Annotated in this window: 15 protein-coding genes; all 15 read left to right on the top strand. The window is 71.0% G+C overall.

The features are described 5' to 3' along the window. Positions 1–178: 178 nt before the first annotated feature. On the top strand, positions 179–862 hold the full coding sequence (pgsA, locus tag OG927_RS05200; RefSeq protein ID WP_056786913.1) for a phosphatidylinositol phosphate synthase: 684 nt from the start codon (positions 179–181) through the stop codon (positions 860–862). After that, positions 859–1779 carry a phosphatidylinositol mannoside acyltransferase gene (locus tag OG927_RS05195; RefSeq protein WP_330319778.1) on the top strand — a complete coding sequence of 307 codons (921 nt, stop codon included), beginning with the start codon at positions 859–861 and terminating at the stop codon, positions 1777–1779. Before pgsA ends, OG927_RS05195 begins: the two co-directional genes overlap by 4 nt. After that, a complete protein-coding gene (locus OG927_RS05190; RefSeq protein ID WP_056786918.1) occupies positions 1776–2960 on the top strand; it encodes a glycosyltransferase family 4 protein in 1185 nt (394 codons plus the stop codon). The genes OG927_RS05195 and OG927_RS05190 overlap by 4 nt, the downstream gene beginning before the upstream one ends. 114 nt (positions 2961–3074) lie before the next feature. Then, positions 3075–3653: a hypothetical protein gene (locus tag OG927_RS05185; protein ID WP_056786921.1), complete on the top strand. Its 579-nt coding sequence runs from the start codon at positions 3075–3077 to the stop codon at positions 3651–3653. Positions 3654–3799: 146 nt separating this feature from the next. Beyond that, a complete protein-coding gene (pdxS, locus tag OG927_RS05180; protein ID WP_056786924.1) occupies positions 3800–4717 on the top strand; it encodes a pyridoxal 5'-phosphate synthase lyase subunit PdxS in 918 nt (305 codons plus the stop codon). Between the two features lie 6 nt (positions 4718–4723). Further along, positions 4724–5434, top strand: coding sequence for a pyridoxal 5'-phosphate synthase glutaminase subunit PdxT (pdxT, locus tag OG927_RS05175; protein WP_241191975.1), 711 nt, complete (start codon positions 4724–4726; stop codon positions 5432–5434). Continuing rightward, entirely contained in the window at positions 5418–6170 is a 753-nt protein-coding gene (locus tag OG927_RS05170) for a YebC/PmpR family DNA-binding transcriptional regulator (RefSeq protein WP_056786926.1), read from the top strand. Before pdxT ends, OG927_RS05170 begins: the two co-directional genes overlap by 17 nt. A 117-nt stretch (positions 6171–6287) precedes the next feature. Then, complete coding sequence (gene ruvC, locus OG927_RS05165; protein WP_056786929.1) at positions 6288–6821, top strand: crossover junction endodeoxyribonuclease RuvC; 534 nt, start codon at positions 6288–6290, stop codon at positions 6819–6821. After that, on the top strand, positions 6818–7444 hold the full coding sequence (ruvA, locus tag OG927_RS05160) for a Holliday junction branch migration protein RuvA (protein WP_056786931.1): 627 nt from the start codon (positions 6818–6820) through the stop codon (positions 7442–7444). The genes ruvC and ruvA overlap by 4 nt, the downstream gene beginning before the upstream one ends. 80 nt (positions 7445–7524) lie before the next feature. Further along, positions 7525–8610, top strand: a complete 1086-nt coding sequence (ruvB, locus tag OG927_RS05155) for a Holliday junction branch migration DNA helicase RuvB (protein ID WP_056786934.1) — start codon at positions 7525–7527, stop codon at positions 8608–8610. A 165-nt stretch (positions 8611–8775) separates the two neighbouring features. Continuing rightward, positions 8776–9252 carry a preprotein translocase subunit YajC gene (gene yajC, locus OG927_RS05150; RefSeq protein WP_056786936.1) on the top strand — a complete coding sequence of 159 codons (477 nt, stop codon included), beginning with the start codon at positions 8776–8778 and terminating at the stop codon, positions 9250–9252. Between the two features lie 147 nt (positions 9253–9399). Further along, on the top strand, positions 9400–11148 hold the full coding sequence (secD, locus tag OG927_RS05145) for a protein translocase subunit SecD (protein ID WP_056786940.1): 1749 nt from the start codon (positions 9400–9402) through the stop codon (positions 11146–11148). Between the two features lies 1 nt (position 11149). After that, positions 11150–12250 carry a protein translocase subunit SecF gene (gene secF / locus OG927_RS05140; RefSeq protein WP_124282923.1) on the top strand — a complete coding sequence of 367 codons (1101 nt, stop codon included), beginning with the start codon at positions 11150–11152 and terminating at the stop codon, positions 12248–12250. After that, complete coding sequence (locus OG927_RS05135) at positions 12247–12798, top strand: adenine phosphoribosyltransferase (RefSeq protein WP_056786947.1); 552 nt, start codon at positions 12247–12249, stop codon at positions 12796–12798. The genes secF and OG927_RS05135 overlap by 4 nt, the downstream gene beginning before the upstream one ends. 170 nt (positions 12799–12968) lie before the next feature. After that, a complete protein-coding gene (locus OG927_RS05130; protein WP_403089087.1) occupies positions 12969–15713 on the top strand; it encodes a RelA/SpoT family protein in 2745 nt (914 codons plus the stop codon). Positions 15714–15929: the final 216 nt, after the last annotated feature.

The raw sequence follows: 15929 nt of genomic DNA, 5'->3' as shown, positions 1-15929 counted from the left end.
GAGGGGCGCCCGGCCGCGGGAGTGCGGGACCCCGCGGGGACCGGGATGCCGGGCCGGGGAAGTGCGGGAGATCCGCCGGGACGGGGGTGCCCGGCCGTGGGAGTGTGCGGCTCGTGACTACGATGGGCCAGCCGGTGGCCGACGGGGTCGCGCGGCCCGACGAACCTTCGGGAAGGCCATGCTGAACAAGTACGCGCGTGCATTCTTCACGCGTGTCCTCACACCGTTCGCCGCTCTGCTGCTCCGGCTCGGGGTCAGTCCCGACGCGGTCACACTCGTCGGCACGGCCGGAGTGATGGCGGGTGCGCTGGTCTTCTTCCCGATGGGGGAGTTCTTCTGGGGCACGATCGTGATCACGGTCTTCGTCTTCTCCGACCTGGTCGACGGCAACATGGCCAGGCAGGCGGGGATCTCCAGCCGGTGGGGAGCGTTCCTGGACTCGACGCTCGACCGGGTCGCGGACGGGGCGATCTTCGCCGGGTTCGCGCTCTGGTACGCGGGCAGCGGCGACGACAACACGCTGTGCGCGGTGGCGATCTTCTGTCTGGCCAGCGGCCAGGTGGTGTCGTACACGAAGGCGCGCGGTGAGTCGATCGGACTCCCGGTAGCGGTGAACGGACTGGTGGAACGCGCCGAGCGCCTGGTGATCTCACTGGTCGCGGCGGGACTGGCCGGGCTGCACGGCTTCGGCGTGCCCGGGATCCAGGTCCTGCTGCCGATCGCGCTGTGGATCGTCGCCGCGGGCAGTCTGGTGACGCTGGTCCAGCGTGTGGTGACCGTCCGGCGGGAGTCGGCCGAGGCCGACGCGGCGGCCGCCGCCGTGGACGGGGCCACGGAGCAGGGGAGCGGGGCCGCGCAGTGAGCGGCACCGGACCCGGACTCCGGGGACGGCTGACCGACGGACTCTACGGGCTCGGCTGGGGCGCGGTCAGGAGGCTTCCCGAGCAGGCCGCCGGGGCGCTCTTCCGGACCCTGGCCGACCAGGTGTGGAAGCGGCGGGGGAAGGCGGTGCTGCGGCTCGAGTCGAATCTGGCCCGCGTGGTGCCGGACGCGGGCCCGGCCCGCCTCGCCGAGCTGTCGAAGGCCGGCATGCGCTCGTACATGCGCTACTGGATGGAGTCCTTCAGGCTGCCCGCCTGGACCCCGGAGCGGATCAGGGCCGGCATCGACGTCCAGGAAGTCCACCGGCTCACCGAGGGCATGGACGCCGGGCGCGGGGTCGTCCTCGCTCTGCCGCACCTGGGGAACTGGGACCTGGCCGGTGCCTGGGTCACCACCGACCTGAAGATGCCGTTCACCACCGTCGCCGAGCGGCTCGAGCCGGCGACCCTGTACGACCGGTTCGTCGCCTACCGCCAGGGTCTGGGCATGGAGGTCCTGCCGCACAGCGGCGGGGCCGCTTTCGGGACCCTCGCACGGCGGCTGCGCGCGGGCGGCCTGGTCTGCCTGGTGGCCGACCGCGACCTGTCGGCCACCGGCGTCGAGGTGACCTTCTTCGGCGACACCGCGCGGATGCCCGCAGGACCCGCGCTGCTCGCCCAGCAGACGGGCGCGCTGCTGCTGCCCGTCACCCTCTGGTACGACGGCCCGGTGATGCGGGCACGGATCCATCCGCCGGTCCCCGTACCGGAGGCAGGTACCCGCGCCGAGAACACGTCCTCCATGACACAGGCGCTGGCCGATGCCTTCGCCACCGGGATCGCCGAGCATCCGGAGGACTGGCACATGCTGCAGCGGCTATGGATCTCCGATCTGGAACCCCAGGGGGAAGCTCCGTGAAGATCGGCATCGTCTGCCCCTACTCCTGGGACGTCCCGGGCGGCGTGCAGTTCCACATCCGGGACCTGGCCGAGCACCTGATCCGGCTCGGGCACCACGTCTCGGTCCTGGCGCCCTCCGACGAGGAGACGCCGCTGCCGCCGTACGTGGTGTCCGCGGGCCGGGCGACGCCGGTCCCGTACAACGGCTCCGTGGCACGGCTGAACTTCGGGTTCCTGTCCGCCGCGCGGGTACGGCGCTGGCTGCACGACGGCACCTTCGACGTCATCCACATCCACGAGCCCACCGCGCCCTCGCTGGGCCTGCTGACCTGCTGGGCGGCGCAGGGGCCGATCGTAGCCACGTTCCACACGTCCAACCCGCGCTCCCGCGCGATGATCGCCGCGTACCCGATCCTCCAGCCGGCGCTGGAGAAGATCAGCGCGCGGATCGCGGTGAGCGAGTACGCGCGGCGGACCCTGGTCGAACACCTCGGTGGTGACGCCGTGCTCATCCCCAACGGCGTGGACGTGGGCTTCTTCGCCGGTGCGGAGCCGAAGGCCGAGTGGCAGGGGGGCACGCTCGGCTTCATAGGGCGCATCGACGAGCCGCGCAAGGGACTGCCCGTCCTGATGAGGGCGCTCCCCGCGATCGTCGCCGCCCGCCCGGACACCCGGCTGCTGGTCGCGGGCCGCGGTGACGAGGAGGAAGCGGTCGCCTCGCTGCCGGAGGAGCTGCGTGGGCACGTCGAGTTCCTCGGCATGGTGAGCGACGAGGACAAGGCGCGGCTGCTGTGCAGCGTCGACGTGTACGTCGCGCCGAACACCGGCGGCGAGAGCTTCGGCATCATCCTGGTCGAGGCCCTGTCGGCGGGGGCACCCGTGCTGGCCAGCGACCTCGACGCGTTCGCCCAGGTGCTGGACCAGGGTGCGGCCGGCGACCTCTTCGCCAACGAGGACGCGGACGCGCTCGCCAAGGCCGCGATCCGGCTGCTCGGCGACCCGGAGCGGCGTGCGGGGCTGCGGGAGCGGGGCAGCGCACACGTACGGCGCTTCGACTGGGCGACGGTCGGTGCGGACATCCTCGCGGTGTACGAGACGGTGACGGAGGGGGCCGCGTCCGTGGACACGGACGAACGCACGGGCCTGCGCGCCCGCTTCGGTCTGGCCAAGGACCGGACCGGGGACTGGGCCCAGGACTGAGCGCGGGCCCGCCGCCGGGGGCGTGAGCGGTGGGGCTGCGCCGGGACGGGGACCTGAGCCGGGGGACCGCTCCGGGCCGGGGCGCCGGGGCCGCTGCGGCGTACCGGGGGGCCTATGGCGCCCGCACCGACGGTAGCCTTGCCGCCCGTGATCGAAACCCTCATCTGGATTGCCGTCGCGCTCCTCGCGATCGGCCTGTACCTCAGCTGGACCGCCGGGCGGCTCGACCGGCTCCACGCCCGTATCGACGCGTCCCGCGCGGCCCTGGACGCGCAGCTGCTGCGCCGCGCCTCGGTCACCCAGGAGCTGGCCACCTCCGGAGTCCTGGACCCGGCGGCCTCCATCGTGCTGTACGAGGCGGCGCACGCCGCCCGGCAGGCCGAGGAGGAGCGGCGCGAGGTCGCCGAGAGCGAGCTGAGCACCGCGCTGCGGGCGGTGTTCGGCGAGACGGCCCAGGTCGAAGCGGTGAAGCAGGTCCCCGGCGGTGAGGACGCGGCCGGGGAACTCGCCGCCGCCGTACGGCGCGTACCGATGGCGCGCCGCTTCCACAACGACTCGGTGCGCGCCGCCCGGGCCCTGCGCAGGCACCGGACGGTGCGGCTGTTCCGGCTCGCCGGGCACGCCCCGTTCCCGCTGGCGTTCGAGATGGACGACGAGCCGCCGGTGGCCCTCGCCGACCGGCCCGGTACCTGAGGGAGCGGGGCGCGGAGCAGGTCCCGCCGCGGGGCGGTGGGCGGCAAAACGATCCACGCGGTGTTCATTGGCCCTTGCTGTGGACTGGTCCCGGAGCGTTTGCTCAGGTGCAGCATCCAGCGTCTTCTCCCCAGTGAGGTCGATCCGTGTCCACGCTCCCCAGCACCCAGTCCACCGAGTCCCCGGCCACCGGCACCGCCCGCGTCAAGCGCGGCATGGCCGAGCAGCTCAAGGGCGGCGTGATCATGGACGTCGTCGACGCCGAGCAGGCGAAGATCGCCGAGGACGCGGGCGCCGTGGCCGTCATGGCCCTGGAGCGGGTCCCGGCCGACATCCGCAAGGACGGCGGCGTGGCCCGGATGTCCGACCCCGACATGATCGAGGAGATCATCGGGGCCGTCTCCATCCCCGTCATGGCCAAGTCCCGCATCGGGCACTTCGTCGAGGCGCAGGTACTGCAGTCCCTGGGAGTCGACTACATCGACGAGTCCGAGGTCCTCACCCCGGCCGACGAGGTCAACCACAGCGACAAGTTCGCCTTCACCACCCCCTTCGTCTGTGGCGCCACCAACCTGGGCGAGGCCCTGCGCCGCATCGCCGAGGGTGCCGCGATGATCCGCTCCAAGGGCGAGGCCGGCACCGGCAACGTCGTCGAGGCCGTCCGCCACCTGCGCCAGATCAAGAACGAGATCGCCCGTCTGCGCGGCTACGACAACAACGAGCTGTACGCCGCCGCCAAGGACCTCCGTGCCCCGTACGAGCTGGTCAAGGAGGTCGCCGAGCTCGGCAGGCTGCCCGTCGTCCTGTTCTCCGCCGGTGGCGTCGCCACCCCCGCCGACGCGGCCCTGATGCGTCAGCTCGGTGCCGAGGGCGTCTTCGTGGGTTCCGGCATCTTCAAGTCCGGCGACCCGGCCAAGCGCGCCGCCGCCATCGTGAAGGCCACCACCTTCTACGACGACCCGAAGGTCATCGCGGACGCCTCCCGCAACCTGGGCGAGGCCATGGTCGGCATCAACTGCGACACGCTGCCCGAGGCCGAGCGCTACGCCAACCGCGGCTGGTAACCACTGATGACCGACACCCCTGTCATCGGAGTCCTGGCCCTCCAGGGCGACGTACGGGAGCACCTGATCGCCCTGGCCTCGGCGGACGCCGTGGCCAGGCCGGTCCGACGGCCCGAGGAGCTCGCCGAGGTCGACGGGCTCGTCATACCCGGCGGCGAGTCCACCACGATGTCCAAGCTGGCCGTCCTGTTCGGCATGATGGAACCCCTGCGGGCCCGGGTCGCCGCGGGGATGCCGGTCTACGGCACCTGCGCCGGAATGATCCTGCTCGCCGACGAGATCCTCGGCCCTTCCCCGAGCTCTCCCTCCCGTTCGAGCGGGGGATACCCCATTTCGGGCCAGGAGACCGTCGGCGGCATCGACATGATCGTGCGCCGTAACGCCTTCGGGCGGCAGAACGAGTCCTTCGAAGCGGCCGTCGAGGTCGACGGTGTGCCCGGCGGGTCCGTCGAGGGCGTCTTCATCCGGGCTCCCTGGGTGGAGTCGGTGGGTGCCGCGGTGGACGTCATCGCGACGCACGGCGGCCATATCGTGGCCGTCCGCCAGGGAAACGCCCTCGCCACCTCGTTCCACCCCGAACTGACCGGGGACCACCGCGTGCACGCACTCTTCGTCGACATGGTGCGCGCCGTGGGCCGACTCGATCCCGGTAGGATCTCTCGGGTTCGGATCGATTCTGGTGACGCGAAGGAGAAGGCAGATGTCCGGCCACTCTAAATGGGCTACGACGAAGCACAAGAAGGCCGTGATTGACGCCAAGCGCGGCAAGCTCTTCGCGAAGCTGATCAAGAACATCGAGGTAGCGGCCCGCACCGGAGGTGTGGACCCCGAGGGGAACCCGACCCTCGTCGATGCCATTCAGAAGGCGAAGAAGAGCTCCGTCCCGAACAAGAACATCGACTCCGCGGTCAAGCGCGGTGGCGGTCTCGAAGCGGGCGGCGTCGATTACCAGACGATCATGTACGAGGGTTACGGCCCGAACGGTGTCGCGGTGCTCATCGAGTGCCTCACCGACAACCGCAACCGCGCCGCGTCGGACGTGCGTGTCGCGATGACCCGCAACGGCGGTTCCATGGCCGACCCGGGTTCGGTCTCGTACCTGTTCAACCGCAAGGGCGTCGTCATCGTCCCCAAGGGCGAGCTGTCCGAGGACGACGTCCTCGACGCGGTCCTCGACGCGGGCGCCGAGGAGGTCAACGACCTCGGTGAGACCTACCAGGTCGTCAGCGAGGCCACCGACATGGTCGCGGTCCGTACCGCGCTCCAGGAGGCCGGCATCGACTACGACTCGGCCGAGGCCGACTTCCTGCCCACCATGCAGGTCGACCTCGACGAAGAGGGCGCGCGCAAGATCTTCAAGCTGATCGACGCACTGGAGGACAGCGACGACGTGCAGAACGTCTTCGCCAACTTCGACGTCTCCGACGAGGTCATGGAGAAGGTCGACGCCTGAGGCGGACAGCACGGCCGCGGCGGGCCGACGGGGACACACCCCGTCGGCCCGCCGCATTGTCGGTGGGAGCCGATAGCCTGCGGGAACAGTTGACCGAGTGGTGGAGGGGGCCCTGTCATGCGGGTGCTGGGCGTGGACCCGGGGCTGACCCGGTGCGGTGTCGGAGTCGTCGAGGGCGTCGCCGGAAGGCCGCTCACGATGATCGGAGTCGGTGTCGTGCGGACCCCGGCCGACGCCGAGCTCGGCCACCGGCTGGTCGCCATCGAGCGGGGCATCGAGGAGTGGCTCGACGAACACCGGCCCGAGTTCGTCGCGGTGGAGCGGGTGTTCGCCCAGCACAACGTGCGCACGGTGATGGGCACCGCCCAGGCCAGTGCCGTCGCCATGCTCTGCGCGTCCCGCCGGGGCATCCCGGTCGCCCTGCACACGCCCAGCGAGGTCAAGGCGGCCGTCACCGGATCCGGGCGCGCCGACAAGGCGCAGGTGGGGGCGATGGTGACCCGCCTCCTCCGGCTCGACGCGCCGCCCAGGCCGGCCGACGCCGCCGACGCCCTCGCCCTCGCCATCTGCCACATCTGGCGCGCGCCCGCTCAGAACCGACTGCAGCAGGCCGTCGCCGCCCACCGCACGCTGAAAGGCCGTACCGCATGATCGCCTTCGTCTCCGGCCCGGTGGCCGCCCTCGCTCCGACCACGGCCGTGATCGAGGTCGGCGGCATCGGCATGGCCGTCCAGTGCGCCCCCGGCACCCTCGCGGGCCTGCGGATCGGCCAGGAGGCCAAGCTGGCCACCTCCCTCGTCGTACGGGAGGACTCGCTCACCCTCTACGGCTTCGCCGACGACGACGAGCGGCAGGTCTTCGAGCTCCTCCAGACCGCCAGCGGCGTCGGCCCCCGGCTCGCCCAGGCCATGCTCGCCACCCACAGTCCGGACGCCCTGCGCATCGCCGTCGCCACCGGGGACGAGAAGGCGCTCACCGCCGTCTCCGGCATCGGCAAGAAGGGTGCCCAGAAGCTCCTCCTGGAGCTCAAGGACCGGCTCGGCGAGCCGGTCGGGGCGCACATCGGGCAGCAGGGCATCGGCACCGCGGTCAGCTCCTCCTGGCGCGACCAGCTGCAGGCCGCCCTGATCGGCCTCGGCTACGCGACGCGTGAGGCCGACGAGGCGGTGACCGCCGTGGCACCGCAGGCCGAGGCCGCGCTCGCCGCGGGCGCCCAGCCGCCCGTGCCGCAGCTGCTGCGCGCGGCCCTGCAGACCCTCAACCGCGCACGCTGACCGCAGGGGCACGACGCCCCGTACGCCGGCCGGCGCACCGCAGGGCCCGGCACCGAAACACCCGAGGCGGGACTGACGAGATGAACTGGGACGAGACCGGAGCCGACACGGGCGAGCTGGAGGACGAGCGGCTGGAGGACCGGCTGGTCGCCGCCGGCGCCGACGGCGAGGACACGGCCGTCGAGGCCGCCCTGCGCCCCAAGGACCTCCACGAGTTCGTCGGCCAGGAGAAGGTGCGCGAACAGCTCGACCTGGTGCTCAAGGCGGCCCGGGCCCGCGGAGCCACGGCCGACCACGTCCTGCTCTCCGGAGCCCCCGGGCTCGGCAAGACCACCCTCTCCATGATCATCGCGGCCGAGATGGAGGCGCCGATCAGGATCACCTCCGGCCCCGCGATCCAGCACGCCGGAGACCTCGCCGCGATCCTCTCCTCCCTCCAGGAGGGCGAGGTCCTCTTCCTCGACGAGATCCACCGCATGTCCCGGCCCGCCGAGGAGATGCTCTACATGGCCATGGAGGACTTCCGCGTCGACGTGATCGTCGGCAAGGGCCCCGGCGCCACCGCCATTCCGCTGGAACTGCCGCCGTTCACCCTGGTCGGCGCCACCACCAGGGCCGGACTCCTGCCGCCCCCGCTGCGCGACCGCTTCGGCTTCACCGGCCACATGGAGTTCTACGCCCCCACCGAGTTGGAGCGCGTCATCCACCGCTCCGCCGGCCTCCTCGACGTGGCCATAGACACCGAGGGCGCCGCCGAGATCGCCGGACGCTCCCGGGGCACGCCCCGCATCGCCAACCGGCTGCTGCGCCGCGTCCGGGACTACGCACAGGTCAAGGCCGAGGGACGGATCGACCGGGACATCGCGGCCGCCGCCCTGCGGGTGTACGAGGTCGACGCCCGCGGCCTGGACCGCCTGGACCGCGCCGTGCTCGGCGCCCTGCTGAAGCTCTTCGGCGGCGGCCCCGTCGGTCTGTCGACCCTGGCGGTCGCGGTGGGGGAGGAGCGGGAGACGGTCGAGGAGGTCGCCGAGCCCTTCCTCGTACGGGAGGGGCTGCTGGCCAGGACGCCGCGCGGGCGGGTCGCCACGCCCGCGGCGTGGGCGCACCTCGGTCTCGTACCGCCGCAGCACGGCGCAAAGGGACAACAGGGCCTGTTCGGGGCGTGACGCGTCACAGGTTGGCGTCCAGGGGAACCACGGTGCCATGCTGGGCGTTGTTCCAATGATGCGGACTCGCTTAGACTCCGCCGATGCCGCCCGTACAGGTCGGTGTACCCACCCCCGTAGACCAGGCCGCACAGCAGCGCGGTCGTGCGAAGGAAGTTCCGTCCCGTGAGTCTCGTGACCCTCCTCCCCTTCATCGTGCTCATCGGGGCCATGTTCCTGATGACCCGGTCCGCCAAGAAGAAGCAGCAGGCGGCTGCGCAGATGCGCAACGACATGCAGCCGGGCACCGGCGTCCGCACGATCGGAGGCATGTACGCCACCGTCAAGGAGATTCAGGAAGACACGGTTCTCCTCGAGGTCGCGCCCGGCGTCCACGCCATCTACGCCAAGAACGCCATCGGCGCGGTCCTGGACGACGCGGAGTACAACCGCATCGTCCACGGTGACGACGCCGACCTCGAGGTCGGCGACGCCGTCGTGCCCGACGACGCCTCCTCGCTGACCGCCGCCGAGCCGGCGGACAAGGACGACGACGCGGACGTGGCGAAGATCGACCTGGGCAAGAAGGCCGAGGCCGACGCCGAGCCGAAGGGCGCAGAGGCCAAGGACACCAAGGCCGACAGCGAGGGCGACACCAAGTAGTTCCACGATCCACGAGACGCCGGACACCCACAGGGGTCCGGCGTCTCATGGGCCGTGCGGTCTTCTCGGGGGCGGGTCCCCACTACACTTCATGGCCGCTCGGGCGCGTACCCGGCGCGGGGCGGTTGGACAGGGAGAAGCAAAAAGGTGGCAGCACCGAAGAAGGGCCGGGGATCTTCCGGTGGACAGAGCAAGCCGGGCCGTGCCCTGGCTCTGATCCTCATTGCCATGGTCGCGCTCACCGGCGGGATGTTCCTGTCCGGTCACACCACGCCCCGGCTTGGTATCGACCTGGCAGGTGGCACGTCGATCACCCTCAAGGCGAAGAGCCAGCCCGGCAAGCCCGAGGCGATCAACGAGACCAACATGAACACCGCGGTCAGCATCATCGAACGCCGTGTCAATGGTCTGGGTGTCTCCGAGGCCGAGGTTCAGACCCAGGGCACGTCCAACATCATCGTCAACATTCCCAAGGGCACGAACTCGAAGCAGGCTCGGGAACAGGTCGGGACGACCGCCCAGCTCTACTTCCGGCCCGTGCTCACCGTGACCGGCGGCGGACCCACGCCCACCGGTTCCGCGAGTCCCTCCGCGAGCGGTTCCGGGGAGCCGAGCGCCACGCCCAGTGCGAAGGCGAGCAGCCCGGACACCGCTTCCGACGGGGAGAGCAAGCCCTCGGCGAGCACCACCACCCAGGGCCGCGCGGTCACCGGCGCCCTGAAGAAGGACGAGACGCCCACCCCCAGCGGCTCCGGCGCCGGGGAGACCCCCGCGGCCACCGAGACGCCCGACGCGGCCACCGCCGCGCTGGAGAAGAAGTTCACCGCGCTGGACTGCACCGACGCGGCCGCCCGTGCCAAGGCCGGCGACGGCGTCAAGCCCGAGGACCCCACGGTCGCGTGCAGCTCCGAGGGTGACGCCAAGTACCTCCTCGGCCCGGCCGAGGTCTCCGGTACGGACGTCGATGACGCCAAGGGGCAGTTCGACCAGCAGCGCGGCATCTGGCTCGTCTCGATGGAGTTCACGGACAAGGGCTCCAAGAAGTTCCAGGCGATCACCAAGAAGCTGTCGGCGCAGCAGTCCCCGCAGAACCAGTTCGCGATCTCCCTCGACGGCGAGGTCGTCTCCGCACCCCAGGTGAACGAGACCCTCAGCGGCAGCGCCGAGATCTCCGGCAGCTTCACCCAGCAGTCCGCCGAGGACCTGGCCAACGTCCTCTCGTACGGTGCGCTCCCGCTGTCCTTCAGTGAGGACACGGTCACCACCGTCACCGCCGCCCTCGGTGGCGAGCAGCTGGAGGCCGGCCTCATCGCCGGTGCCATCGGACTGGCCCTGGTCGTCATCTACCTGGTGGCCTACTACCGGGGACTGGCGCTCATCGCGCTCCTGAGCCTCCTCGCCTCCGGCATCCTGACCTACACGATCATGGCGCTCCTCGGCCCGGCCATCGGCTTCGCGCTGAACCTGCCGGCCGTCTGCGGTGCCATCGTGGCGATCGGCATCACGGCGGACTCCTTCATCGTGTACTTCGAACGCATCCGGGACGAGATCCGCGAAGGCCGTACGCTGCGTCCGGCCGTCGAGCGCGCCTGGCCCAGGGCCCGGCGCACGATCCTCGTCTCCGACTTCGTGTCGTTCCTCGCCGCGGCCGTGCTGTTCCTCGTCACGGTCGGCAAGGTCCAGGGCTTCGCCTTCACGCTGGGTCTCACGACCCTGCTCGACGTGGTCGTGGTGTTCCTCTTCACCAAGCCCGTCATGACGCTGATGGCCCGCACGAAGTTCTTCGCGAGCGGCAACGCGTGGTCCGGTCTGGACCCGAAGCGTCTCGGCGCCAAGCCGCCGCTGCGCCGCTCACGCCGTGTCAACGCCCCCACCGACCACCCGAAGGAGGCGTGAGATGTCGCGACTCGGCAATCTCGGCGCCCGGCTCTACCGAGGCGAGGTCGGCTACGACTTCATCGGCAAGCGCAAGATCTGGTACGGCGTCTCGATCCTGATCACGATCACGGCCATCCTCGGCGTGGTGGTCAGCGGGCTCAACATGGGCATCGAGTTCAAGGGCGGCGCGGTCTTCACGACCGACACCAAGGCCAAGATCTCGGTCTCCCAGGCCCAGGAGGTGGCGGCCGAGGCGTCCGGCCACGAGGCGATCGTCCAGGAGCTCGGCAACGGCGGGCTCCGGATCCAGATCACCGAGGTCGACACGGCCAAGGCCGACGAGATCAAGACCGAGCTCTCCAACGAGCTCGGCATCCCCGAGGCGAAGATCAACGCGGACCTGGTCGGCCCCAGCTGGGGTGAGCAGATCGCCAACAAGGCCTGGACGGGCCTCGGCATCTTCATGGTCCTCGTGGTGGTCTACCTGGCCATCGCCTTCGAACTGCGCATGGCCGTCGCGGCCCTCATCGCGCTGATCCACGACATCACCATCACGGTCGGTGTCTACGCCCTCGTCGGCTTCGAGGTCACCCCGGGCACCGTGATCGGTCTGCTGACCATCCTCGGTTACTCCCTCTACGACACGGTCGTCGTCTTCGACAGCCTCAAGGAGGGCACGAAGGGGATCACCAAGCAGACCCGGTGGACGTACAGCGAGATCGCCAACCGCTCCATCAACAGCACGCTGGTGCGCTCCATCAACACCACGGTCGTGGCGCTGCTGCCGGTCGCCGGTCTGCTCTTCATCGGTGGCGGTGTGCTCGGCGCGGGCATGCTGAACGACATCTCGCTGTCGCTCTTCGTCGGTCTCGCCGCCGGTGCGTACTCCTCGATCTTCATCGCCACCCCGCTGGTCGCCGACCTCAAGGAACGCGAGCCGCAGATAAAGGCACTGAAGAAGCGGATCCTCGCCAAGCGTGCCGCAGCGGCGGCCAAGGGCGAGTCCGTCGAGGACGAGCGCGACGATCGTGACTCCGAGGACGGTGAGACCGCCGGAGCCGTCGTGGGTCAGCCCCGGCAGCCGAGGGGCCACGGCCGCACGCCGGGGAACCGCCGATGAACAGCACCGCCGAGTCCACCCGGGAACTCCTGCTCAGCCGCATCCGCGACGTGCAGGACTACCCGAAGCCGGGAGTGCTGTTCAAGGACATCACCCCGCTCCTGGCCGACCCGGTCGCCTTCACCACGCTCACGGACTCCCTCGCGGAGCTGTGCGTGCGGCACGGGGCCACCAAGATCGTCGGTCTTGAGGCGCGCGGCTTCATCCTGGCGGCGCCCGTCGCGGTCAGGGCGGGGCTCGGGTTCGTACCCGTCCGCAAGGCCGGCAAGCTGCCCGGGGCGACCCTCGGGCAGGCGTACGAGCTGGAGTACGGCACGGCGGAGATCGAGATCCACGCCGAGGACCTGTCGGCCGACGACCGGATCATGGTCATCGACGACGTCCTGGCCACCGGTGGCACCGCGGAGGCCTCGCTGCAGTTGATCCGGCGGGCCGGAGCCCAGGTCGCGGGGGTGTCGGTCCTCATGGAGCTCGGCTTCCTCGCCGGACGGGCCCGGCTCGAGGCAGCGCTGCGGGGCGCCCCGCTGGAGGCTCTGATCACCCTCTGACCTGCGCCGCGCCGCAGCAGCGGCAGCGTACGGCCGTACAGGACGGGCACCCGGGAACATCCGGGTGCCCGTCCTGCGTTGTCGGGGGTCCACCGTCCCCGGGAGAGGCCGCGCCGGGGGATCGATACCATGGGCTTTCCGGGTAGCCCGGATCCGCACGAGGAGCGCACTTGCCAGACGAGGCCCAGCCAGTCGCAGCCCCGCAGCCCGACGAGCCCGCTGCGGACGCCGCCACGCCCGAGAAGGCGCAGTCCGCACACGCGGGTGAGCCCGCGGCGGGCGGGTCCGCGGACGGCCCGGCACGGACCCCGGCCTCCGAGCCGGCGGCGGGGGCGGAGACCGGGACTCCGGCTGCCGCTCCGGCTCCGGCGAAGCCGGCTCCGCCGCCCGGGTCGAAGGCTGCCCCCGCGGAACCGGTGAAGCCCGCTCCCGAATCCCCGGCCCCGGCGAAGCCGACTCCCGCGTCCCCGGCCCCGGTGAAGCCCGAGCCGGAATCCGCGGCCCCGGTGAGCCCGGCGCCGTCCGCGCAGCCTGTCGCGCCGAAGCCCCCGGCCCCCGTCTCGAAGCCCCCGGCCAGGCCCGCCGCAGCAGCACCGGCCACGCCGTCCCGCACCGGTGGTTCCTCCAACCGCGTCCGTGCCCGCCTCGCCCGCCTCGGTGTGCAGCGCTCCAGCCCGTACAACCCGGTCCTCGAACCGCTGCTGCGCACCGTCCGCAGCAACGACCCCAAGATCGAGTCCGCCACGCTGCGCCAGATCGAGCGTGCCTACCAGGTCGCGGAACGCTGGCACCGTGGGCAGAAGCGCAAGAGCGGCGACCCCTACATCACCCACCCGCTCGCTGTCACGACGATCCTCGCCGAGCTCGGCATGGACCCCGCGACGCTGATGGCGGGACTGCTGCACGACACGGTCGAGGACACCGAGTACGGCCTCGACACGCTGCGCAAGGACTTCGGCGACCAGGTCGCGCTGCTCGTCGACGGGGTCACCAAGCTCGACAAGGTCAAGTTCGGCGAGGCCGCCCAGGCGGAGACCGTGCGCAAGATGGTCGTGGCCATGGCCAAGGACCCCAGGGTCCTGGTCATCAAGCTCGCCGACCGGCTGCACAACATGCGCACCATGCGCTACCTCAAGCGGGAGAAGCAGGAGAAGAAGGCCCGCGAGACCCTCGAGATCTACGCCCCGCTGGCCCACCGCCTGGGCATGAACACCATCAAGTGGGAGCTCGAGGACCTCGCCTTCGCGATCCTCTACCCCAAGATGTACGACGAGATCGTCCGCCTCGTCGCCGAGCGTGCGCCCAAGCGCGACGAATACCTCGCCATAGTGACCGACGAGGTCCAGTCCGACCTGCGCGCCGCCCGGATCAAGGCCACCGTCACCGGTCGCCCGAAGCACTACTACAGCGTGTACCAGAAGATGATCGTGCGGGGCCGGGACTTCGCCGAGATCTACGACCTGGTGGGCATCCGGGTCCTGGTCGACACCGTCCGCGACTGCTACGCGGCGCTCGGCACCGTGCACGCCCGGTGGAATCCGGTGCCGGGGCGGTTCAAGGACTACATCGCGATGCCCAAGTTCAACATGTACCAGTCGCTGCACACCACGGTGATCGGCCCCAGCGGCAAGCCCGTCGAACTCCAGATCCGTACGTTCGACATGCACCGCCGTGCCGAGTACGGCATCGCCGCGCACTGGAAGTACAAGCAGGAGGCCGTCGCGGGCGCCTCCAAGGTCCGCACGGACGTCCCGAAGCACGCGGGTGGCCGCGGCCAGGACACCGTCAACGACATGGCGTGGCTGCGCCAGCTCCTGGACTGGCAGAAGGAGACCGAGGACCCCAGCGAGTTCCTGGAGTCCCTGCGCTTCGACCTGTCGCGCAACGAGGTCTTCGTCTTCACACCGAAGGGCGACGTGATAGCGCTGCCCGCCGGCGCGACGCCGGTCGACTTCGCGTACGCGGTCCACACGGAGGTCGGCCACCGGACCATAGGAGCCCGGGTCAACGGGCGGCTCGTACCGCTGGAGTCCACGCTCGACAACGGTGACCTGGTGGAGGTCTTCACCTCCAAGGCGGCCGGCGCCGGGCCCTCACGGGACTGGCTCCAGTTCGTCAAGTCGCCCCGGGCGCGCAACAAGATCCGCGCCTGGTTCTCCAAGGAGCGCCGCGACGAGGCGATCGAGCAGGGCAAGGACTCCATCGCGCGGGCCATGCGCAAGCAGAACCTGCCGATCCAGCGGATCCTCACCGGCGACTCCCTGGTCACCCTGGCCCACGAGATGCGCTACCCCGACATCTCGTCGCTGTACGCGGCGATCGGGGAGGGGCACGTCGCCGCGGCGGGCGTCGTCCAGAAGCTCGTCCAGGCGCTCGGCGGCGAGGACGCGGCCAACGAGGACCTGGCGGAGAGCTCCCCGCCCTCGCACGGACGCAACAAGCGCCGGGCGAAGGCGGATCCCGGCGTGGTCGTCAAGGGTGTCGAGGACGTGTGGGTCAAACTGGCCCGCTGCTGCACGCCCGTTCCCGGTGACCCGATCATCGGATTCGTCACCCGCGGCAGCGGGGTCTCGGTCCACCGCGCGGACTGCGTGAACGTCGACTCGCTCTCGCAGCAGCCCGAGCGGATCCTCGAGGTCGAGTGGGCTCCCACCCAGTCGTCGGTCTTCCTCGTCGCCATCCAGGTCGAGGCACTGGACCGTTCGCGACTGCTCTCCGACGTCACCCGCGTCCTGTCCGACCAGCACGTGAACATCCTGTCGGCGGCCGTGCAGACGTCCCGCGACCGGGTCGCCACCTCGCGCTTCACCTTCGAGATGGGTGACCCCAAGCACCTCGGACACGTCCTGAAGGCCGTACGGGGCGTGGAGGGCGTCTACGACGTCTACCGGGTCACCTCGGCCCGCCGGCCGTAGACAGCCGCTCCCCACCGCCGGCGACGAGGCCCCGGGCCACGTCGCCGGCGGGCGCCGTCCCGTCATGCGACGGCCTCGTACCGGCCGTTCCGCGGAGGCGCACCGCCATGGCACGGCGGACTCCGTCCGGCCGCCCGCCGGGACATGCGGGAGGCCGCCCGCCGGGACATGCGGGAGGGGCTCCCCCGCGCGGAACGCGGGAAAGCCCCTCGGGCA

This window comes from Streptomyces clavifer (assembly GCF_036345975.1).
Lineage (GTDB): Bacteria > Actinomycetota > Actinomycetes > Streptomycetales > Streptomycetaceae > Streptomyces > Streptomyces clavifer.
Note: the sequence above shows the minus strand (reverse complement) of the source record. Positions and strands in the feature narration are given on the sequence as shown.

What these genes read in the sequence shown, in the direction of transcription:
- ruvC (WP_056786929.1), top strand. Translation starts at nt 6,288, where the DNA reads ATGCGGGTGCTGGGCGTGGACCCGGGGCTGACCCGGTGCGGTGTCGGA.
- ruvA (WP_056786931.1), top strand. Translation starts at nt 6,818, where the DNA reads ATGATCGCCTTCGTCTCCGGCCCGGTGGCCGCCCTCGCTCCGACCACG.
- ruvB (WP_056786934.1), top strand. Translation starts at nt 7,525, where the DNA reads ATGAACTGGGACGAGACCGGAGCCGACACGGGCGAGCTGGAGGACGAG.
- pdxT (WP_241191975.1), top strand. Translation starts at nt 4,724, where the DNA reads ATGACCGACACCCCTGTCATCGGAGTCCTGGCCCTCCAGGGCGACGTA.
- secF (WP_124282923.1), top strand. Translation starts at nt 11,150, where the DNA reads ATGTCGCGACTCGGCAATCTCGGCGCCCGGCTCTACCGAGGCGAGGTC.
- pgsA (WP_056786913.1), top strand. Translation starts at nt 179, where the DNA reads ATGCTGAACAAGTACGCGCGTGCATTCTTCACGCGTGTCCTCACACCG.
- OG927_RS05170 (WP_056786926.1), top strand. Translation starts at nt 5,418, where the DNA reads ATGTCCGGCCACTCTAAATGGGCTACGACGAAGCACAAGAAGGCCGTG.
- OG927_RS05185 (WP_056786921.1), top strand. Translation starts at nt 3,075, where the DNA reads ATGGCGCCCGCACCGACGGTAGCCTTGCCGCCCGTGATCGAAACCCTC.
- OG927_RS05135 (WP_056786947.1), top strand. Translation starts at nt 12,247, where the DNA reads ATGAACAGCACCGCCGAGTCCACCCGGGAACTCCTGCTCAGCCGCATC.